Origin of the sequence: Streptomyces sp. enrichment culture (assembly GCF_964272895.1) — a bacterium.
Lineage (GTDB): Bacteria > Actinomycetota > Actinomycetes > Streptomycetales > Streptomycetaceae > Streptomyces.
Map to the genome: position 1 here is coordinate 2,941,122 of NZ_OZ186832.1, position 20,838 is coordinate 2,961,959.

The 20,838-nt window shown below is 72.4% G+C and carries 17 protein-coding genes and 1 other RNA gene; 4 read left to right on the forward strand and 14 right to left on the reverse strand.

Annotated elements, in window-relative coordinates:
- Positions 1–340: 340 nt before the first annotated feature.
- The 3 genes from ACSU6M_RS13340 to ACSU6M_RS13350 form a co-directional block, all read right to left on the reverse strand.
- Positions 341–1,153 carry an anti-sigma factor family protein gene (locus ACSU6M_RS13340; RefSeq protein ID WP_437069835.1) on the reverse strand — a complete coding sequence of 271 codons (813 nt, stop codon included), beginning with the start codon at positions 1,151–1,153 and terminating at the stop codon, positions 341–343.
- On the reverse strand, positions 1,153–1,734 hold the full coding sequence (locus tag ACSU6M_RS13345; RefSeq protein ID WP_437069837.1) for a sigma-70 family RNA polymerase sigma factor: 582 nt from the start codon (positions 1,732–1,734) through the stop codon (positions 1,153–1,155). Before ACSU6M_RS13345 ends, ACSU6M_RS13340 begins: the two co-directional genes overlap by 1 nt.
- A gap of 183 nt (positions 1,735–1,917) precedes the next feature.
- Positions 1,918–2,514, reverse strand: a complete 597-nt coding sequence (locus tag ACSU6M_RS13350) for a CGNR zinc finger domain-containing protein (RefSeq protein WP_437075118.1) — start codon at positions 2,512–2,514, stop codon at positions 1,918–1,920.
- Positions 2,515–2,596: 82 nt separating this feature from the next.
- Here ACSU6M_RS13350 and ACSU6M_RS13355 point away from each other — a divergent pair, with 82 nt between their 5' ends.
- Together ACSU6M_RS13355 and ACSU6M_RS13360 are read left to right on the forward strand one after the other, a co-directional pair.
- A complete protein-coding gene (locus ACSU6M_RS13355; RefSeq protein WP_437069839.1) occupies positions 2,597–3,427 on the forward strand; it encodes a hypothetical protein in 831 nt (276 codons plus the stop codon).
- Positions 3,415–4,449: a hypothetical protein gene (locus ACSU6M_RS13360; RefSeq protein ID WP_437069841.1), complete on the forward strand. Its 1,035-nt coding sequence runs from the start codon at positions 3,415–3,417 to the stop codon at positions 4,447–4,449. Before ACSU6M_RS13355 ends, ACSU6M_RS13360 begins: the two co-directional genes overlap by 13 nt.
- Before the next feature lie 61 nt (positions 4,450–4,510).
- On the opposite strand, the gene ACSU6M_RS13365 is transcribed toward ACSU6M_RS13360, so the two are convergent.
- The 7 genes from ACSU6M_RS13365 to ACSU6M_RS13395 all read right to left on the reverse strand — a co-directional run bounded on the left by ACSU6M_RS13365 (position 4,511) and on the right by ACSU6M_RS13395 (position 14,295).
- The gene (locus ACSU6M_RS13365; RefSeq protein WP_437069842.1) at positions 4,511–5,662 is read right to left on the reverse strand and encodes a uroporphyrinogen-III synthase; all 1,152 of its coding nucleotides are present in this window, start codon (positions 5,660–5,662) and stop codon (positions 4,511–4,513) included.
- Between the two features lie 121 nt (positions 5,663–5,783).
- A complete protein-coding gene (locus ACSU6M_RS13370; RefSeq protein ID WP_437069844.1) occupies positions 5,784–7,172 on the reverse strand; it encodes a nitrate/nitrite transporter in 1,389 nt (462 codons plus the stop codon).
- Between the two features lie 166 nt (positions 7,173–7,338).
- Positions 7,339–7,698: a hypothetical protein gene (locus ACSU6M_RS13375; RefSeq protein ID WP_437069845.1), complete on the reverse strand. Its 360-nt coding sequence runs from the start codon at positions 7,696–7,698 to the stop codon at positions 7,339–7,341.
- A gap of 265 nt (positions 7,699–7,963) precedes the next feature.
- A complete protein-coding gene (locus ACSU6M_RS13380; protein WP_437069847.1) occupies positions 7,964–9,424 on the reverse strand; it encodes an acyltransferase family protein in 1,461 nt (486 codons plus the stop codon).
- Positions 9,421–11,619 carry a glycosyltransferase gene (locus tag ACSU6M_RS13385; protein WP_437069848.1) on the reverse strand — a complete coding sequence of 733 codons (2,199 nt, stop codon included), beginning with the start codon at positions 11,617–11,619 and terminating at the stop codon, positions 9,421–9,423. The genes ACSU6M_RS13380 and ACSU6M_RS13385 overlap by 4 nt, the downstream gene beginning before the upstream one ends.
- A complete protein-coding gene (locus ACSU6M_RS13390; RefSeq protein WP_437069850.1) occupies positions 11,619–13,169 on the reverse strand; it encodes a hypothetical protein in 1,551 nt (516 codons plus the stop codon). The genes ACSU6M_RS13385 and ACSU6M_RS13390 overlap by 1 nt, the downstream gene beginning before the upstream one ends.
- Before the next feature lie 157 nt (positions 13,170–13,326).
- Entirely contained in the window at positions 13,327–14,295 is a 969-nt protein-coding gene (locus tag ACSU6M_RS13395; protein ID WP_437069852.1) for a LysR family transcriptional regulator, read from the reverse strand.
- A gap of 84 nt (positions 14,296–14,379) precedes the next feature.
- On the opposite strand from ACSU6M_RS13395, the gene ACSU6M_RS13400 reads away from it, so the two are divergent.
- Positions 14,380–15,726, forward strand: coding sequence for an MFS transporter (locus ACSU6M_RS13400; RefSeq protein ID WP_437069853.1), 1,347 nt, complete (start codon positions 14,380–14,382; stop codon positions 15,724–15,726).
- A 289-nt stretch (positions 15,727–16,015) separates the two neighbouring features.
- Positions 16,016–17,020, forward strand: coding sequence for a LacI family DNA-binding transcriptional regulator (locus tag ACSU6M_RS13405; protein ID WP_437069855.1), 1,005 nt, complete (start codon positions 16,016–16,018; stop codon positions 17,018–17,020).
- A gap of 6 nt (positions 17,021–17,026) precedes the next feature.
- Here the strand turns inward: ACSU6M_RS13405 and dacB are convergent, their stop codons facing one another.
- The 4 genes from dacB to smpB all read right to left on the reverse strand — a co-directional run bounded on the left by dacB (position 17,027) and on the right by smpB (position 20,807).
- Entirely contained in the window at positions 17,027–18,607 is a 1,581-nt protein-coding gene (gene dacB / locus ACSU6M_RS13410) for a D-alanyl-D-alanine carboxypeptidase/D-alanyl-D-alanine endopeptidase (RefSeq protein WP_437069857.1), read from the reverse strand.
- A gap of 44 nt (positions 18,608–18,651) precedes the next feature.
- The gene (locus ACSU6M_RS13415; RefSeq protein WP_437069858.1) at positions 18,652–19,653 is read right to left on the reverse strand and encodes a DUF4232 domain-containing protein; all 1,002 of its coding nucleotides are present in this window, start codon (positions 19,651–19,653) and stop codon (positions 18,652–18,654) included.
- Positions 19,654–19,793: 140 nt separating this feature from the next.
- Positions 19,794–20,162: a transfer-messenger RNA gene (gene ssrA / locus ACSU6M_RS13420) on the reverse strand.
- A gap of 102 nt (positions 20,163–20,264) precedes the next feature.
- Positions 20,265–20,807 carry an SsrA-binding protein SmpB gene (gene smpB / locus ACSU6M_RS13425; RefSeq protein WP_437075120.1) on the reverse strand — a complete coding sequence of 181 codons (543 nt, stop codon included), beginning with the start codon at positions 20,805–20,807 and terminating at the stop codon, positions 20,265–20,267.
- Positions 20,808–20,838 lie beyond the last annotated feature (31 nt).

Sequence of the window (20,838 nt, forward strand, 5' to 3'; positions counted from 1 at the left end):
GGGGGCGGCGGGTGTGGGTGTGGGGTGTGGGCGCCAGCCGCACGCGCCGGTGACAAAGCACCAGTCGCCGGCGCCGGTCGCGGGCATCGGTCACAGACACCGACCACAGACACCAACCACAAGCCCCGGCAGCAGGCACCGCACCGGTCACCAGACACCAGCCGCAGGCGCATGTCGCAGACGCCAGTCACTGACCCGGCCCCAGACCTCAGTCACAGACCCGGCCCCAGACGCCAGTCACAGACCCCCGCCCCGGCGACCAGTCCCCCCCCCCCCCCCCCGCCGACGGCAGGCACGGGCAGCCGACGGCAGTCACGTCGTACCGGCCGCCGACGGCGCTCTACGCATCCACCTCCACCAGCCGCTTGCCGTCGAAGGTCATCACCTCGAAGTGGTCGATCTCGTCGGGGGCGAAGGCGGCGCCGCCGTGGACGTACAGCGGCTGGCGGGCCTGCTCGGCGGCGGAGTCCGGGATGCCGTAGCCCCAGTTGGGGACGGACCAGGAGGTGACCGTCTCGCGCTCGCCGTTCTTGCCGACGGCGATCAGCGAGCAGCGCTGCGGGCCCTTGACGTTCTTCAGCTCCAGCACGGCATGGGTGCCCCACGCCTTCTTCTCCACCGCGACGGTGGCGCTGACCCGGGTGGCCGGGTCGGTGGCCCGGAGCTTGTCGGGTATGACGTCGAACGCCTCCTTGGCGGGGCTCGACGCATGCGCCTCGACCTTGGTGCCGGTGTCCCCGGCGGAGGTGGCGACGGCGACGACCGGCCCGCCGATGATCAGCGCGGCCGCGGCGGCGACCAGATAGAAGCCGCGCCGGCGCTTGCGGGCGCGCCGCTCGGCGACCTCGTCGACCAGCCGCTCCACCAGCCGCGGGCTGGGCCGGGCGGACAGCGACTCCCCGATCGCGGGCGTACCCGTGCCCGGCAGGTCCGCGAGCGCCGCCAGCATCGGCTCCATCCCGGCCAGCTCGTCGAGCTGCTGCGCACACCATTCACAGGTGGCCAGATGGGCCTCGAAAGCGGTTGCTTCGGCGTCGTCGAGAATCCCGAGGGCGTAGGCGCCGACGGTCTCGTGTTCGTTCGGGCCCTGTGATCCCTGCATGGGACCAGGATGTCCGGTCCCGTCCGGGCCGAATCCCCCGTAGTTGCTCATCACGCCGTCACCCCCCGCTCCTCCAGTGCCAGCTTCATCGAACGCAGGGCGTAGAAAACCCGGGACCGCACGGTGCCGCTCGGTATGCCCAGGGTCTGCGCCGCCTCATTGACGGTACGCCCTTTGAAGTACGTCTCGACGAGCACTTCCCGGTGTGCGGGCGTCAGGTCGTCGAGAGCGTCGGACAACGTCATCAACCACAGCGCCTTGTCGATCTCGTCCTCCGCGGGGATGACCTCCAGCGGTGACGGATCGACCTCCTGCGGCCGGGCCTGCCGGCTGCGGTGGCCGTCGATGACGATGCGGCGCGCGACCGTCACCAGCCAGGGGCGTACCGAACCGGTCGCCCGATTGAGCTGACCGGCGTTCTTCCAGGCACGGATGAGTGTCTCCTGCACGACGTCCTCGGCCCGCTGCCGGTCTCCCGCGACCAGCCGCAGCACGTAGGCGAGGAGCGGTCCGGCGTGCTCCTGATACAGCGCGCGCATCAGCTCCTCGTCGGGCTCCGAGGGCTGGGACATGCGATGTCGGGCCCTCGCCCCACGTTCCTTGGCCACGGCCGCATCCTTGCGCACGCCCACCTCCGGTGTCCCCGCTTCAACTGGGCTCCCCCAGCCGGTCGCTCGACGACGGGTACGGACGGGGGGCGGCGGGTGTTCAAAGGGAGCGGACAGTTTTCTGCGGGGCGGGGAGACGAGCGGGGACATGGGCGCACATTTCCCCCGCGTTTTCTTCACCGGCGGAGGAGTCGGGTACGGGGCTCCTCAGGCCCTGGTGAGCGCCGCGGCACGGCGCCGGTGCCGTGCGACGCGCTCGCGGTTGCCGCAGACCTCGCTGGAGCACCAGCGCCTGCGGCGCCCGCGGGACGTGTCGACGTACACGATGGGGCAGTTGTCCCCCGCGCACCGCCGCAGTGCCGCCCGCGCGACGGGATCGGTCAGCAACTCCACGGCGTCACGGGCGACGGCCCCGATCAGCCCGGCGCACTCCGGTCGGTCCTCCAGCGTCGGTACGAGCGTCCCGTCGGCGGCGAGTACGGCGCTGGGGGCGGGAGGCGAGGGGCGGGCAAGGGCGTTGAGCAGAGCGAGAGGTCCGTCTCGCGGAGGGCGGCCGGCGAGATGAGCGTCGACCAACACCCCGACGACACCTCTCACTTCCCGGAATCCCGCGACCCACCCCGCCTCGGCATGCGCCAGCGACGTCCCCGCCGGCACGAGTCCGCTCCCGGCGATCCACGCCCGCAACACCTCGACCTCACCGAGCCGTTCCATCGGATGCGCGGTCGCCAGCAGATCCAGACAGACCCGACCGGAGCCGAAGCGCAACGCATAGGGGGCCGCCGGGATTCCCGGTACTGCCATTGCCATGTGCCGTCACCGCCCAGCGGTCGAAACACGGTTGGGGGAGAGCGGCGGGGAGCCGCTCCTTCCGTCACCCTCCACAGTGCCCGCCCGCACCGGCCGGGGGTACCCCTCCCGACTGCTCAACCGAACGGACACGTCGGCAGAGCCCGGGGCTGGGGTGTGCGCTCTTCTTGACGCGACGACGCCTGGCGTCACCACATTCACCGTCGATAACGTTGCGTCGCTCGTGAACATCTCGCCCCACCGGGAGTTGAACGTGAACCGCCGCCCCACCTTGTTCACGGCCGCACTGACGGCCGTCACAGCCCTGTCGCTGTCCGCGTGCGGCGGTAGTGACGACAGCCCCGAGGCCAATGACAAGATCGCAGGCGTGGACCGCGGAACCGAGGAGTCGGCGTCCCCGACCGCCTCGGCCTCCGCAGCCGTCGACCGCCCGACGATCGAGTTGCCGTCGGATGTCAGGTACAAGTTCGAGTGGGCGAGGACAGGCGACCCGGAAAAGGACGCCGTGCTGAGCGACGCCGAACAGCGGATCAAGGCGGTGGACATGGCCATCGCGGAGCAGGACCCGCTTCACGCGGCGTACCGCTTCTACTCCGAGGGCACGGCTGCCGCTGGAAGCCAGCAGTACATTCAGGACTTCGTCGACCACAAGGCACGTACAACCGGTCTGCGCCGGTTCTACGACGAGAGTCTGACCGTCCGGGACGACGGCACGGCCGCCCTCGTGTACTGCGAGGACCAGAGCAAGGCCTTCAACAAGTTCCTGGAGACCGGAAAGACAGACATCACGCCGGTGACGAAGAACAGCTACGTCATCTATGCCAGCACCCTGCGCAAGAACGAGAAGGGCGTCTGGGTCACCGAGCGGCTCGACTCGCAGAGGGGAAGCGCCAAGTGCCGGCATTGAGGATGCGAGACGGCCTGATTCTCACCTCTGGACTCACGGCCCTGGTACTGGCCGGCGCGGGCCCCGTTCATGCCGACCAGGGATTCGGAGGCGGTACGGACGGTCGGACGGAACAACGTGCCGACTCCGGCGACGACGGCACCGTCTCCGTGACCGTCGGCGGCGTCGTCTTCGACCGTTCGAAGAACGGCAGCGGCAACGCTGCGGGCGCACTGGCGTCAAGCACCTCCTGGACGCCACCACCGTGCTGGTACGCCCCGAAGTACACACCCGAGCAGCTCCAGAAGTATCTCGAGCCGATCTGGGAGGCCGGGTCCACGGGGCATGAGTGGGATGCCCAGCAGCGGAAGAAGTACGTGGACGAGAAGGATCACTCCAAGGACTTCAACAAGCACAAGACGGGCAAGGGTTATTGGTGGGCCTCGTACGTCAACGAGGACTACCCGCCGGGCTGGGACTCCTGCGACGAGGACTACTTCTGGGTGGACGAGGGCAGTGCCCCACCCGCCGGCATCGAGAACGCCGTCACTCCAGAGGTCCTCGCCGAGCTGGCCTACGCCGAGATCCGGGTGCCCGGCACCGAGGTGACCCTGGCCCCCGCGGGCACCACCAAGGTCAACCTCCCGACGTGGGCCTGGCTGGACGCGGCGGAGTTCGAGCCGGTCTCGGTCACCGCTTCCGTACCGGTGCTCGGTATCGCAGCGACCGCCACGGCGGAGCCGCGATCCCTCGAACTCGATCCTGGTACGCCGGACGCCGAGACCTACCCGGCGTCCGGGGTGTGCGAGATCGTCGACGGTCGCATCGGCGAGCCCTACGCCAGGGGCAAGGCCGACCGGACTCCGCCCTGCGGCGTGCGGTACCTCCGCTCCTCGGGCGACGGGTCGTACCCGCTCAGGGCGACGATCACCTGGAAGATCACCTGGACCGGCACCGGCGGCGCGGGAGGCGACCTGCCTGACGGCACCTTCGGAGCGGAGCAGGCGGTGACCGTCCAGGAGATCCAGGCGGTCAACCGCTAGCTCGGTCGGTTTCGCCTGTCCGCAGGGCAGTCATCACACAAGGACTCGGTTGACGTACGCCTCACGCGTCCGCGTACTTCGCGTCCGCCGCCGGGTCCAGTGCCAGGCGGTACCCCCGCTTGACCACCGTCTGGATGAGCTTGGGGGTGCCGAGGGCCGTGCGGAGGCGGGCCATGGCTGTTTCGACGGCGTGTTCGTCGCGGCCGGCGCCGGGGAGGGCGCGCAGGAGGTCGGCGCGGGCGACGACCCAGCCGGGGCGGCGGGAGAGGGCGCGGAGCAGGGACATGCCGGCCGGGGGGACGGGGCGGAGGGTGCCGTCGACGAGGACCGCGTGGCCGCGGATCTCGACCTGGTGGCCGGCGATGGGCAGCGAGCGGGCGCGGCCGGGGAGTTCCTGGCAGAGGAGCTGGACGAGGGGGCCGAGGCGGAAGCGGTCGGGCTGGGCCGTGTCGATGCCGTGGGCCTGCAGAGGCAGTGCCGTCACCGGGCCCACGCAGGCGGGCAGGACGTCGTGGTGCAGGGCCGAGACGAACTCCCCGAGCAGGCCCCGCTCCTCCGCCCTCGACAGCAGCGACGCCGCCGCCGGGGCGCTCGTGAAGGTGACCGCGTCCACACCGCGGGAGACCGTGGCGTCGAGAAGGCGGTCCACCGGCGCGATGTCCTCCGGCGGCATCCAGCGGTAGACCGGCACGCCGACGACCTCCGCGCCGCCCTCCTTGAGCGCCTCCACGAACCCCGGCAGCGGCTCGCCGTGCAGCTGGACCGCGATACGGCGGCCGTCGACGCCTTCCCCGAGGAGGCGGTCGAGGACCTCCGCCATGGACTCCGACGAGGGCGACCACTCCTCCGTCAGGCCCGCCGCCCGGATCGCGCCCTTGACCTTGGGGCCGCGGGCCAGCAGTTCCACGCCCCGCAGCCGGTCCAGGAGCGTCTCGCCGAGGCCCCAGCCGTCGGCGGCCTCGATCCAGCCGCGGAAGCCGATCGCGGTGGTGGCCACCACGATGTCCGGCACCCGGTCGATGAGGTCCTTCGTGGCGGCGAGCAGCTCCCCGTCGTCCGCCAGCGGCACGATCCGCAGGGCGGGCGCGCGCAGGACCGAGGCGCCGCGGCGCTGGAGCAGCGCCCCGAGCTCCTCGGCGCGACGCGCGGCCGTGACGCCGACGGTGAAGCCGGCGAGGGGTCCGTGCTCCGGTGACTGCTGTTCGTCGTACATAACACTCGTCCCGCGGCTCGTCGAGTCGTCGGGGTCTCATGACCCCTTTTCACCTACATGCCGTCGAGCCTGTCAACGGCGCGTGACAGGCTCGGTTCGGCTTGATTGCGCCGGTGTTACGTCACACCTCGGCGTAGCTGAGCTCGGGCTTCGCCTCCGTGGCGGCCGTGGCGGGCCGCTTGGACGCCGGTCGGCGAAGGTATACGGCCCAGGTCACCGCGAAGCAGACGCCGTAGAAGGCGAGGAAGGCGATGAAGGCGCCCGTGCCGGTGCCGGTGGTCTGGAAGGACTGCCGGAAGGCGAGGTTGATGCCGAGCCCACCGAGTGCGCCGATCGCGCCGATCAGGCCCATGGACGCTCCGGACAGCCGCCGCCCGTACGCCGCGGCCTCCTCGCCGCGCAGCCCCTGGGCGAGCGCCTTGGCCTGGAAGATGCCGGGGATCATCTTGAACGTCGAGCCGTTGCCGAGCCCGCTCAGCACGAACAGGGCGATGAAGGCGACCGTGAACAGCGGCAGCGACTCCTGCTCGCTCGCCAGCAGGATCACGCCGGTGGCCGCGGCCATCGCCACGTAGTTCCACAGGGAGATCTTCGCGCCGCCGTAGCGGTCGGCGAGCCGGCCGCCGATGGGGCGGATCAGGGAGCCGAGCAGCGGGCCGATGAAGGTGACGTAGGCGGCCTGGAGCGGCGTACGGCCGAACTGCGTCTGGAGCACCAGCCCGAAGGCGAAGCTGTAGCCGATGAAGGAGCCGAAGGTGCCGATGTAGAGGAAGGCCATGATCCAGGTGTGGCCCTCGCGCACCGCGTCCTTCGCCGCGCCGGTGTCGTTCTTCATGGTCGCGAGGTTGTCCATGTACATCGCGGCGAGCACGGCGGCGATCACGATCAGCGGGATGTAGATCCCGAGCAGCACCCGCGGGCCGCCGCTCGCGCCGATCACGGCGAGGCCGATCAGCTGCATCACCGGCACGCCGATGTTGCCGCCGCCCGCGTTCAGGCCGAGCGCCCACCCCTTCTTCCTGAGCGGGAAGAAGGCGTTGATGTTGGTCATGGAGGAGGCGAAGTTGCCGCCGCCGACGCCGGTGAGCAGCGCGCAGATCAGGAACGTCGAGTACGAGGTCCCCGGCTCCATGACGATGAACGCGGCCACCGCCGGGACGAGCAGCAGGCTCGCCGAGACGATCGTCCAGTTCCGGCCGCCGAAGATCGCGACGGCGAAGGTGTAGGGGACACGGACGATCGCGCCGACGAGGGTCGCCATGGAGACGAGCAGGAACTTGTCGGCCGGTGTGAGCCCGTACTCCGGGCCCATGAACAGCACCATCACCGACCACAGCGTCCAGATCGAGAACCCGATGTGCTCGGACAGCACCGAGAACAGCAGGTTCCGCCGGGCGACCTTCTCGCCCGTCTCCTTCCAGAAGACCTCGTCCTCCGGGTCCCACCGCTCTATCCAGCGGCCGCCCCTGGCTGTGGCAGGGGGAGAGGGGGTGGTACCGGATGCTGACATGTACGCCTCCACGGGCTCCGGGGCTCAGATATCGCTGGGAGTGGCTGATCACGAAGGTAGGAAGCGCGCGTTTCCGGGCTGTGGCTGTGGGTGACCGGAAAGGAACTTTGCTCTCACCCGGCGCGGTGGGCGGATGAGAGGTCGCGGGTGGTGCGTCCCCGGACGGTCAGTGCGGGGGTGGCAGCCGGCAGGGGTTCCGCCGGGGGTGGGGGGCCTGGTGAGACGAGGGCCGGGCCGTGTGGGGGCCCTGCCGGGCGTACGGTCCGGTGGGCACGTAGGGGCCCTGCCGGGCGTACGGCCCGGACCTGATGCGCGCTTCGAGCGGTTCCACGGCCTCGGGCCCGAGCGGCGGCGGTGCGGCACCGTGCCGGCCGCCCTGCCGTACGTCCGCGTACACGTACCCGAACCGCCCGGCGACGTGGGCGAACCGGGCGGGCCTCTTCACGGCTGCCATGGCACTGCCGGCGGTGACCGGCTCTCCGCTCCCCGTCTCCCGCAGCGTCTTGCGGACGTGCCGCTTGTTCATCCACCCGCTCCTCGTCGGCCTCGCTGTTCACAGCAGCAATCCGGGAAGCCTTCGGCAGGGCACCCGACCCTGGAACCGGCCCCTCGGCCACCTCCCGGCCGGGGGACAGACAGAGTCTCGGGGACGCCTCTCGAAAGGGGCTGGAACGCACAGCGAGAACGACGAGGCCCGGCCACCGGGGCCGGGCCTCGTGCCAGCGGGTCAACGGGTCAACGGGTCAACGGGTCAACGGGTCAACGGGTCAACGGGTCAACGGGTCAACGGGTCAGACTGCCGCCCGGCGGCGCCGCCCGCGCCCGCCCGGACCCGCGCCCTCGGGAGCGGAGGTGCCGGGACCGGAGCCCCGAGAACCCCCGGACGACCGGGACTCCGCCTGCCGGGAGGCCCCGTTCGGCCACAGTCGCGGCCTGCGCTGGGCCGCCAGGTCCTCGATCCAGCCGACGGCGAGGATCGCGAGGCCGATGAGCGGCCAGACCAGGCAGAACATCCAGAGCATGTACGTGGCGTCCATCGCCGCGACCGCGCGTTCGCTCTCCATGAACGGAAGCTCGTAGATCGGGTCGAGGATCGGGACCGTGGCCATGATCAGCATGTTGTGCCACAGATAGATCGTCACCGCCCGGTTGTTGGAGAGGGTGACGAGCTTGTCCCACTTGGCGAGGCGGCCGGGGAGCTGCTGCCAGGACGGGGAGTACTGCAGGAGGATCACCACGAAACCGAAGGACCAGGTCGCCTGGGCCAGCGGGATGTCGTTGAGGTCCCAGCCGTCGGGGCCGAGGTGGCCGGAGGCCCACCACAGGCCGAAGGCCATCAGCAGACCGGAGACGGAGACGGCGATGTAGCGCGGGATCTGCTTGAGCAGGCCCTCCTGATGGGCGAAGCCCAGCACCCAGCAACCGCCGTAGACCGCGAAGTCGGTGACCGCGTTGCCGGTCTCGCCGGGGATCTTCACCAGACCGGTGCCCACGACCGCCGTCAGCGCCAGCGGCGCGAACAGCGTCGCCCACGGCAGCCGCCGGAACGCCCACAGCAGCAGCGGCGAGGCCACCACGAACCACAGGTAGGCGCGCAGGTACCACAGCGGCCCCGCGGCCTGCACCGCCCAGGTGTCCTCCAGCAGGCCCGACTGGGAGCCGATGTGCCAGGGGAACGGCGGCGCCCCGATCGGGACGATGTAGTTGACCAGCTCCAGGAGCGCCCAGGTGGGGCTGTCCTCGGTGTTCTTCGTCGGGTTCCAGCCGTTCGCGAACATGAGCACCAGCACCACCGCGCTGAACGCCCACAGCGGCGGCAGCAGCCGGCGCACCCGCCCCTTGATCACACCCCACGCGGGACGGCTCAGCGAACGTGCCATCAGCGAACCGGCCAGCGCGAACATCACGCCCATGGACGGGAACAGGACCGTCAGCCACGCCCAGCCGAACAGGTGGTACACGACCACCCGGACCAGGGCTATGGAGCGCAGCAGATCCAGATAGCGGTCACGGCCCGGCGCCCGCTTCGGCGCGGCGGCCGGCTCCGGTGCGGCAGGCTCCGGCGCGACGGGCTCCGGCACGGGGTCGCTGACCCGCTGCTGCGGGACGCCGTACGCGTCGTACGTCCCCGACGCGCCACCGCTCGCCCCGTACGTCCCCGACGCCCCGCCGTTCGCCCCGTACATCGCCTCATACGCGGACCCGTAGGACGGCGTGGGCTCCACGCCGCCCGTCGTCTGTCCCTGTGTCATCCCACCGGCCTCCGATCGTCACCAACGGCCGCGCGCTGGCGCGGTACCGGGCCGCCGGGTGCCTCCACGACACCCGTTCGGCGCAGTTTCTGCCAGCGCAGCCGGCCGCCGGTCAGGGCGGTGATCCAGGACTGGAGCAGTACGACGTACATGAGCTGGCGATAGAGAATCTGCTGGAGCGGGAGCGAGATCAGATGGGTCATCCGCTCCCGGTCCAGCCGGAAGGCGTAGGCCGCGCAGACGGCCTGGATCGCCAGGACGCCCAGCCACGCCAGGATCGTCTTCTGCGTCGGCCCGAAGACCAGGCCGTACAGCAGGAAGACGTCGATCAGCGGTGCCAGCAGCGGCGCCAGCACCATGAACAGCGACACCAGGGGCAGGCCCACCCGGCCGAAGCGGCCCGAGGGACCCCGCTCCACCAGCGCCTTGCGGTGCTTCCAGATGGCCTGCATGGTGCCGTAGGACCAGCGGTAGCGCTGGGACCACAGCTGCTGGACCGTCTCGGGGGCCTCGGTCCAGGCGCGGGCGTTCTCGGCGTAGACGACCCGCCAGCCGTCGCGGTGCAGCGCCATGGTGATGTCGGTGTCCTCGGCCAGCGTGTCGTCGCTCATGCCGCCGACCCGCTCCAGGGCGGAGCGGCGGAACGCGCCGACCGCGCCGGGGATGGTGGGCATGCAGCGCAGCACGTCGTACATGCGGCGGTCGAGGTTGAAGCCCATCACGTACTCGATGTGCTGCCAGGCGCCGATCAGCGAGTCCCGGTTGCCCACCTTCGCGTTGCCCGCGACCGCGCCGACGCGCGGGTCGCCGAAGGGCTGGACGAGTTCGCGGACCGTGGCCGGTTCGAAGACGGTGTCGCCGTCCATCATGACGACGATGTCGTACCGGGCGTTGGCCAGACCGCGGTTGAGCGCGGCGGGCTTGCCCGCGTTGAGCTGCCGGATCACCCGGACGTTCGGCAGCCCAAGTCCCTCCACGATCCGGGCGGTGCCGTCGGAGGAGCCGTCGTCGACGACGAGGACCTCGATGGGGTGCTCACTGGCCATCAGCGAACGGACGGTGTTCTCGATGCACTTGGCCTCGTTGTACGCCGGGACCAGCACCGACACCGGTTCGGTGACCGGCGGCCCCCAGCGGAAGCCGCGGCGGCGCACCCGGCGGGCGTGGATGCCGGAGAGCAGCAGCATCAGCAGGAACCGGCCGATGACCAGGGTGCCGATGACGGCGAGGCCGGCCATGAGCCCGGTGGTGATCTTCTCGGAAGCCTGGACGAGGAAGATCCACGCCTTGCCCTTCCACAGGTCCAGGCCGGTGACCTGTGAGTGGGCGCTGGGCGCGCCGAGGGCCTCGGTGAGGTTCTGGAACTTGTAGCCCTCGCTCTTGAGCTGCGGCAGGAACGTGTCCAGGGCGGCCACCGTCTGGCTGCGGTCGCCACCGGAGTCGTGCATCAGGACGATCGCGCCGGCGCCGTTCTTCGGGGTGGCGCGCCGGATGATCTCGTCGACGCCGGGCTTGCGCCAGTCCTCGCTGTCGGTGTTGTTGACGACGGTGATGTAGCCGCGCCGGCCGATGTACTCGGTCACCGGCCAGGACTTGTTGTCCATGGCGGCGGAGAAGGAGGAGTACGGCGGCCGGAACAGGGAGGTGCGGATGCCGGCGGCGCCGCTGATGGCGAGCTGGTTCTGCGACAGCTCCCAGTCGATGCGCTTCTTCGACTGGTACGACAGGTCGGGGTGGTTGAAGGTGTGCAGGCCGACCTCGTGGCCCTCGTCCACCATCCGCTCGACCAGGTCGGGATGGCGCGAGGTCATGGTGCCGGTGACGAAGAAGACGGCGTGCGCGTCGTGCTTCTTCAGCACGTCCAGGACCTTGGGCGTCCACTCCGGGTCGGGGCCGTCGTCGAAGGTGAGGACCAGCCGGTGGTCCGGGACGCCCAGGGTGACGGCCCGGCCGCCGCGGGTGTCGATGACCGGGCCGCCCTTCAGGACCCGCTCGGGCACCTGGTCGGAGGGGGCCGGGGGGCGGACGCGGTGGTCGGCCAGGATCTCGCTGTGCACATAGCCGCGCAGCATCAGCATCGCCATCAGGGCGACGAGGACGAGCGCGGGAAGCAGCAGGCGCATGGGCACACGGGGGCGCCGGGAGCCGCCTTGGGCCTTGGGCGGGGGCCCGTGGCGGCGTTTGCGGGATGCCATCAGAGGACGTACTCCGGGGACGGGGAGGGTTGAGCGGAGGAGGGCGCGGCGAGCGTGGACGGCTCGTCGCCGCCCGGCTCCCCGGCCACGGGGTCGGAGGCGTTCGGGCCGCTCGCGGACGTGCCGCTGCCTCCGCCGGCCCCGGTGCCTCCACCGGTGTCGGACGGCGGGTCGACCGGTGGCGGTTCCTCGCTCGACGTCGAGGGCTCGGGCTCCGGCTCGGTGGCCGGGTCCGTCGGCTCGGGGGCGGGCGGCGTCGGGTCGGGGGCGGGCGGCTGCGGGTCGCTCGTCCGGGTGGACGCCGGGTCGGGGGCCGCTCCGGCGTCGGTGTCGGCGCCGGGCTGCCGGGCGGCGGGCGCGGAGCCCTGGGTGCCGGGGGTGGCGCCGGGGGCCGCGGGCCCGGTGCCCTCGGGGGCGGTGGGGTCGGCGTCGGGTGCCGTGGAGGGGTCGGCGCCCGACGGCTCGCCCGCGTCGGTGGGCAGCGGCGGGGTGTCGACCTGGCCGGCGGGCTTGTCGCCCTTCTGGCCCGGTACGGGCAGCCAGGGGGCGTCGGAGCTGCCGGAGAAGAGGGTGGCGACGATGACGACCGCGTACACCGCGCAGGCGAGGGCCACGGCCATGCCCAGCCGGCGCCATCGGCGGCTGCGGCGCCCCGTCTCGTCGACGAACACCGGCCCGTCGGAGCCGTCCTGCCCGACGGCACCGCCGTGCGCCGGGCGCAGCGTCACATCGCCGAGCTGCACCGCGTCCATCTGGACCGTGACCTCGTGCGGATCGTGCTGCTGCTCGGAGGCGGCGGCCGCGGGGCCCTGTCCGAACTCACCGGGCTCGCCGGTCTCGCCGGCCTCCGCCCAGGGGTCGCGGGGGGCGAGGGGGGCGGACGGGAGGAGGGCGGTCGCCTCGGCGTCGGCCTGCGTGGGCGGGAGGAAGGCGGTCGCGTCGGCGTCGGCCTGCGTGGGCGGGAGGACGGCCGTCGCGTCGGCGTCGGCGGCGCGGAAGGCTCGCAGCACGGTCGTCGTCTCGGCGTCCGTGGGATACGCGGGCGGCGCGGGGGCGGCGTACGCGGCCGGCGCGACGTCGTCGTGAGGTGCCGGGGCGGCGTGGCGCCCGCGGGGGCGCTGGGGGGCCGGCGGGGGCTGGGGCGCGGGATGGTCCGACGGCACGGGAGCACCGGGGGCACCGGGCCTGCCGGGCCCCGGACCGGGCGTACCGAAGCCTCCAGGCCGCCCGAAGCCCGCCCCCGCCCCGGATATGCCCGCGCCCCCCGCTTCCCGGCGCGGCAGCGGGCGGGAGGCGGAGGTCTCCGGCGACCGGCGCGGCCGTACGGCCGGGGGCAGGACGGCGGTCCGGTCGGCGTCGGCTCCGGTGTCCGCCCCGCTGCCGGCCACGGCGGCGCGCCAGCCCGCGAGGGCGGTGTCGGGCAGCACCTGGGTCTCGGCGGCGGAGGGGGCGGAGGGAACCGGGGAGCCCAGGCCCGCAGAGGGAACGGCCGACGTCCCGGACGCGGCCTCGGGCCACTCCGGTTGGGCGTCTTCTCGCCAGTTGTTCACGCGCGCACATCCCCCCACGGGACAGTTCTGGGTGCGCGTACGACGCCGAGCACCCGTCGGCCGGAATCGAGCCCCCACCCGATCCGAGCGCCCCCTTTACCACACCGTGCTCAGGCCAAGAATGTAGCGCACGTGGAGGTTCCCCGGTTCCCGTGTGTCACTCCGTAACCGACATGATCTTCGCGTCGTTGGCTGGAATCCATCCGTCCTCCGGTCGCCGGAGCCACCCTTCCTCGGCCGCGACCTGGGCAGCCGCCTCCCGCAGCGCGTCCAGCGCCGGATGCACCAGCCCTTTTCGCCACACCAGTGAGATGGGCGACAGTGGGATCGGGTCGACCAGGGGGCGCCGCACCGAACCGGGCATGGCCGGAAAATCCACCACAGCGAGGACAGGGGTCCGCGTTTTCGCCATGATCCGCCCGAACTCCTCATTGCCGACGGCCATCGGATGGGGTGACGCGACCTCGATCCCGCGTCCCTCGAACAGGCGACGGGCCAGGTCCGTCCACTCCGGTGTCCGCGGGTTCCCGGCGCCCGCGTACACCTGCTCGCCGGCCAGTTCGGCCAGCGGCACGCGCGCGCGTGCGGCGAGCCGGTGGTCCTCGGGGAGCAGCACCGCCATGGGCTCATAGCGCACCGGCTGGTGCTCCAGCGCGGCCCGCAGTGCCGGGGCGAGCCCGGCGTAGCGGCCGAAGGAGGCGTCCAGCCGCCCGGCGACCACCTCGACCGCGGCGCCGGTCAGCCCGCTCTCGTAGCGGGCCATGAGCTCCTGGCCGGGGGCGAGCTCGCGGGCCCGCTCCAGCACCCGGCGCGGAGTGCCGAGCCCGGTGGAGTTGCAGTCGACCAGCAGCGGGCGCGGCTGCCCGAACGCGGCCACGAGGTCGTCCTGGGCCTGCAGGACCCGCCGCGCGTGCGGCAGCAGCCGCTCACCGTCGGCGGTCAGCGTCACCTGCCGGGTGGTGCGCAGGAACAGCTCCGCGCCCAGCTCCCGTTCCAGCCGCCGTACGTCCCTGCTGAGCGCCTGCTGGGCCACAAACAGCCGGGCCGCGGCCCGTGTGAAGTGCAGCTCCTCGGCGACGGCGACGAAACCGCGCAGGAGGCGGGGGTCGAGGTGGGACGGAGGCATCCCGCGAACCTACAACACAGGTGCGTGAATGGGTACGGGAAAGGTGTTGGACCTCTTGATCCACCGCACGCGACGCTCGTCGGCATGCCGGACACCCGCCAGGACACCACCCAGCCACCGCTCGCCCCACCGCCCGCCCCCACCGGCGACACCCGCACCGCCGCCGGTCCCGACCCCCGCCCGGGCGCCACCCGCCCTCGCCTGCCCCGCCCTCGCGGTTCCCGCTCCCCCGCTGCCCGCCCCCGCGCTCCCCGCACCCCCGGCCCCTACCGCCGCCTCCTCGCCCGCCCCGGCGCCCGCGGGTTCACCCTCGGCAATCTCATCGCCCGCCTGCCCATGGGCATGTTCGGTGTGAGCGCGGTGATGATGATCGCCGACGCGCGCGGCAGCTACGCCCTCGCCGGGGCCGTGACCGCGACCGGTCTCGGGGCGACCGCGCTGGTCGCCCCGTGGACCGCGCGGCTCGTCGACCGGCACGGCCAGGCGCGGGTCGCCCTGCCCGCGACGCTGCTCGCGGTGCTGGGCGGGCTGGCCCTGGTGCTGTGCGTGCGGTACGGCGCCCCCGACTGGACCCTGTTCGCCGCGTACGCCGCCACCGCGACCTGCCCCAACATCGGCGGCCTGGCCCGCGCCCGCTGGAACCACCTGCTCAAGGGCGATCCGCAGGCCCTGCACACGGCCAACTCCTTCGAGCAGGCGGCCGACGAGCTGTGCTTCATGCTGGGCCCGGTGCTCGCCGCGTTCCTGTGCGGGGCGCTCTTCCCGGAGGCGGGCACGCTCGTGGGCGGGGCGCTGCTGCTGACCGGCATGGTGGTGTTCACCGCGCAGCGCTCCACCGAGCCGCCGCCCTCGCCGTCGGCCGCGTCCGGCCCCTCCCCCCTGCGCTCCCCCGGACTGCCGCCGCTGCTGCTCGTCTGCCTCGCCATGGGCATGGTCTTCGGCGCCATGGAGGTCGTCACGATCGCGTTCGCCGACGCGCAGGGGCACCGGTCGGCGGCGGGTGTGGTGCTCGGGCTCCAGGCGGCCGGTTCCTGCGCGGCGGGCCTGCTGTACGGGGCGCTCAAGCCGGCCGGACCGGCCCTGCGCCGCTACCCCTGGTCCATCGCCGCGATGACGGTCCTGATGACCCTGCCGCTGCTCGCCGCCCAGCTGACCGGTTCCCTGCCGGTGCTCGCCGGTGCCCTGCTGCTGGCCGGGATGGCGACCGCCCCGACGATGATCACGGGCATGTCCCTCATCCAGGAGCGCACCCCCGAGGGCCGCCTCAACGAGGGCATGACCCTGGCGGTCACCGGCCTCCTCGCCGGCATCGCCGCGGGCAGCGCCCTGGGCGGCTGGACGGCCGAGCACCTGTCGGTCGCGGCCGGTTACGGCATCCCGGTCACCGCGGCGGCGCTGTCCCTGGCCCTCGCCCTGACCGTCCGCCGCTGACCCCCTTCCCGTCCGCCGCTGACCCTGGCACCGCCAGCCCGACCTCCTCCTGTCCGCCGCGACCCCCGGCACCGGCAGCCCGACCCCCTCCCCACCCCCCACCGCCCCCGGCCCCGCCGCCCCACCGGCCCCGCCGCCGGCCCCCGGCCTCCGGCCTCCGCCGACCCCAACTCCCTTTACCCCCCGCCCCATTGACGCCCCACCACCCACCCCCTACCTTCCCTTGTCGAAGCGCTTCGACGGGTACGGGCGGGCGAGGCGGGCGGCGGCCCCAGGGCGAGGTGGACCGATGGTCAGGATCACCGATGTGGCGCGGCACGCCGGCGTCTCCCCCAGCACGGTCTCCTACGCCCTCAGCGGCAAGCGCCCGATCTCCGCGGAGACCCGGCGGCGCGTGGAGGCGGCCGTGAGGGAACTGGGCTACCGCCCGTACGCCGGCGCACGGCTGCCCGTCGACGGCGCCGCCAAGGTGCTGGCGCTGGTGATGCCGCTGCGGGCGGGCGTCCAGCTGCCGGTGGTGATGCGCTTCGCCGGGTCGGTGGTGACCGCCGCCCGCCGGTACGACCACGACGTCCTGCTGCTCACTCGGGAGGAGGGCGACGAGAGCCTGCGCCGGGCGGCGGAGCGGGGCCAGGTCGACGGCCTGATCGTGATGGACGTACAGCTCGACGACCCCCGGCTGCCGCTGCTGCGCTGTCTGGACCGGCCCTCGGTGCTCATCGGGTTCCCCGCCGAGCGGGCCGGACTGACCTGTGTCGACCTGGACTTCGGGGCCGCCGCGGAGATCTGCGTGGACCATCTGGCGCGGCTCGGCCACCGGTCCGTGGCGCTGGTCGGCTCGCCGCCGGAGGTCTACACGCGGGGCACGGCGTACGCGCAGCGCGTGCTGCGGGGGTTCACCGCGGCCGCCGCCGGGGCCGGGATGTCCTCGCGGGTCCATCCGTGCGAGGCGGCGCCGGTCGCCGCCCGCCGGATCGCCGAGCAGCTGCTGCGCGAGCGGCCGGTGCCGACCGCCGTCGTGGTGCACAACGAGGCCGTACTGGATCCGCTGCTCGACGCGTTCGAGGGGCTGGGGCTGCGGGTGCCCGAGGATCTGTCGGTCGCCGCCATCTGCCCGGACGAGCTGGCCGAGTCGGCGCGGGTGCCCGTCACCTGCGTGGAGCTGCCGTACGCCGAGATCGGCACCCGAGCGGTGGAGCTGCTGGTCAGACGGCTCGCCGGGACGCCCGTACCGCAGGCCACCGCGCTGCGGCCACGGCTGACGGTACGGGCGAGCTCCCGGCGGGCCCCCTAGCCGCGGTCAGCAGCGCGCCGGTTTGCGCCAGGTGCACTCCAGCGCGCCGTCGCGGTCGGTGCCGGAGCGGACGGTCGCGGGTGCCGTGGCCCGTTCGGCGGTGGAGCGGGCGAGGGTGACGACGATGGCGTCCTCCAGCGGCTTCACCGTGGAGGCGAGGTAGTTGTTCAGCACGATGCTGAACACCAGCTCCCGGCCGTCCGCGGCGGTGACGTACCCGGACAGGGCGGACGCGCCGGTCAGCGAGCCGGTCTTGGCGCGGGCGTTGCCCGCGGCGGGCGTGTTGCACATCCGGGTGCGCAGGGTGCCGCCGGTGAACCGGTCCGGGTCGCAGGCGACGGGCAGGGAGCGGTGCCAGTCGGCGTACCAGGGCTCGGCGCGCACCCCGAGCAGCAGCCGGGCGAGCTGGTCGGCGGGGAAGTTGTCCATCCGGGACAGGCCCGAGCCGTCGACCTGCCGCAGCCGGGCGGTGTCGACGCCGACGCCCTTGAGGTAGCCGCGGATCGCGGCGAGCCCCGCGGACCAGGTGCCCTGCCCGGAGACCTCGTACCCCATGGCCTTGGTGAGGGCCTCGGCGTGCATGTTGTTGGACAGCTTCATGAACGGGACGAGCAGGTCCTTCAGCGGCATCGAGGCGTGGCTCGCCAGCGGGCGTGCGGTGGCGGGCGTCCGACGGCCCGGCCGGGTCGGGCCGGTGACCTGGACGCCGTGGGCGGCGAGCGCGTCGCGGAAGACGGCGGCGGCGTAGCCGGTGGGCTCCCACACGGTCACCCACTCCTTCGCGCCGGAGCCGCCGACGGGCGTGGTGCCGGTGACGGTGATGGTGTTGCCGCCGTGCTCGCGCTCGACGGTGAGGTCGTCGGGACCGCCCGCGGCCACCGTGGTGGCCGTCACCTTCACCTCGACGTAGTCCGTCGGGGGCGTGACGGTGACGACGGGTGCGTCGCCCGCCCGCGCTGCGGGCCGGACGGTGACGGTCACCGTGCCGGTGTCGTAGTCGGTGTCCGGGGCGAGGCTGAGGGCGCTGATCTGGGCGGAGTAGTACGAGGATTCGTCGTCGGCGGCCCAGGAGCGCCCGAGGCGCTGGTCGTCGAAGCGGGTGTCGTCGGCGACGAGCCGCCCCTGGACGCGGGTGACACCGGAGGCGGCGACGTCGGCGGCGAGGCGGTCGTAGTCGCTCGCCAGCAGGGTCGGGTCGCCGGTGCCGCGCAGATACAGGTCGCCGACGAGGGTGGAGCCGATGCGCTTGCCGCTCTCCAGCACCTCGGTGGTGAACCGGTGTCCGGGGCCGAGGATCCCCATGGCGGCCGCGGAGGTGGCGAGTTTGGTGTTGGAGGCGGGCATGAGGCGGGTGGTGGGCAGATGGCTGTAGAGGACGTCACCACTGGCCGCGTCCGCGACCACCACGCTCGCGATGCCGCCCTGCATGCGCGGATCGCCGAGGACGGTGTCGATGGCCTCGGGCAGGCCGCTGCGGTCGGCGTCCGCGCCGGCCGGTGCGCCGGGCCCGAGGACGGCGGCGGCGAGCACCAGCGTCACGGGCCAAGTCCACAGTCGCTTGGGAAGGTTGATGCCGGGTCTGCTCATGCCTCAGGAGCATCCCGGATCGCCGGGGCGGGCGACAGACCGCCTCACCCGGCGCTGCGGTAGGTGTCGTCCTTGCGCCACGGGCCGACGCCGAGCCTGCCGGTGGTCCCGAGGTCCAGTTCCGGTGTCACCATGACGGGGCGGTCGCCGGGGCGGGGGCGGACGCGGACGTAGGGCACGTCGACCGGTTCGCCGAACTCGGTGGTGTTGCGCCAGGCGAGCGTGGTCAGCGCGGCCTCGCCCGGCTGGAGGACGACGGGTGCCGGGGGGCCTTCGCCGCCGATGCCGGTGCTGATCTGCTCGGTGCCGTGCAGGATCCGTATCCCGTCGACGGGCCGACGGCCGTTGTCGAGGAGTTCGAGCTCCGGGTAGCCGTCGAGTTCGTACGGCCGTTTCGAGCAGTTGACGAGGTGCAGACCGACCACGCGCAGCCCCATGGCGGCGTCGCCCTGGTCCGCGTACACATGGAGCCCGGAGGCGGGGCAGGGGCCGGACGCGGAGGGTGCCTCGCCGGTGGGGACGCTGCGCACCTTGAGGATCTTCACATCGGACACCTGGGCGGCCTCGCCGAGAGAGACGGTGCTCCTGACGGTGCGTCCCGCGCCGACCGACTCGACGACGTGCTCGACGTTGTCGCCCATGCCTCCCGCGCCGGCGGCGTAGCCGAGGACGACGGTGTAGGTGGCCTCCTCGCCGCTGCGGTTGGTCACCTCGATGTCGGCCGTCACCCCGGGATCGCAGCCGTTGTCGGCGGCCCAGCTGTACACACCGGTGACCTTCACCCCGTCCTCGGGCGAGTCGTCGGCGGGCAGGGGCAGGGCCGACGGTGTGCCGGAGGGCGTGCCCGCGGGTGTCGGCCGCCCGTCGGAGGGAGCGCTGCCGTACTGCGGGAACTGCGAGGGGCAGAGCGCCTCGGCGTGGACACCGCCCTCGGCGCCGCGGCCCCGCGGCGGGGCATCGCCCGACGGGGACTGCCCGGAACCGCACGCGGCGAGCAGCAGGACGCCGGTGAGGACGGCGGGAACGGCACGGAGGCTGGTAGGCATCGGTCCACCCCACCAGGCACAGAAACCGCATGCCGTGACGGAAGCCACACCTCCGGTCACAGGGGTGTCACAGAAGCCGCCGTGACCGTACGACAAAGGCCCCGTCGCTCGGGAGCGACGGGGCCTTGCCCACATGGGGTAAGTGGAGATGGCGGGAATCGAACCCGCGTCCAACGGTGCGGAACCAGGGCTTCTCCGTGTGCAGTCTGGTACGAGTTTCTCAGCCCTCCGGATCACCCAGACAAGTCCGGAACGGGCTCAGTCACTGTTTGATTTCCCTCTTCACCCCGTGACCGGGATCAAGGTTTAGTTCCCTAGCTGATGCCAGGATCCGGGTCGGGAACAGCCCCGGGCTGACACTTCGCAGGTCGCTACTTAGGCAGCGAGGGCGAAGGAATCGCGCTTGGTGTTGGCGATTATTTGTTTCGGCCTGTGGTTTACGAGATCATGGCCGCTTCCTCGACACGCTTCCCCTGCTTCGACATCCGCTGTCGAAACCGATCATCCCCATGTTGATTTTTCAAACCGTGTGCCGCCGTGGGGCACGGGTGCCATCGTACGGGAACAACGCGCACCGATGCCAGCGTATTCCCGTCGGCGGCCGGAGCCGGTCACCCGCCCCGCTGCCGGCGCTTGGCCGCCGCGATCGCCCGGTCCGCCTCCCGGCGGTCCTGCTGCTCGCGCAGCGTCTGGCGCTTGTCGTACTCCTTCTTGCCTCGGGCGAGAGCGATCTCGGCCTTGGCGCGGCCGTCCTTGAAGTACACGGCGAGCGGCACGATCGTGTGACCCGTCTCCCCGGCCTTGACCTCCAGCTTGTCGATCTCCTCGCGGTGCAGCAGCAGCTTGCGCTTGCGGCGCGCGGAGTGGTTGGTCCAGCTGCCCTGGCTGTACTCGGGGATGTGGGCGTTGAACAGCCACGCCTCGCCCCGGTCCACCTGGACGAAGCCGTCCACCAGCGAGGCGCGGCCCTGGCGCAGCGACTTGACCTCGGTGCCGGTCAGCACGAGCCCGGCCTCGTAGGTGTCGATGATCGCGTAGTCGTGCCGGGCCTTCTTGTTCTGGGCGACGATCTTGCGCTTGCCGCCCTTCTCGCCGTCCTTGGCCTTGGCGGCCGTCCCGCCCTTCTTCGGCTGGGACTCCTTGGGTACGTACATTCCCTTGCTCATAGTGCCGTCCATTTTCGCA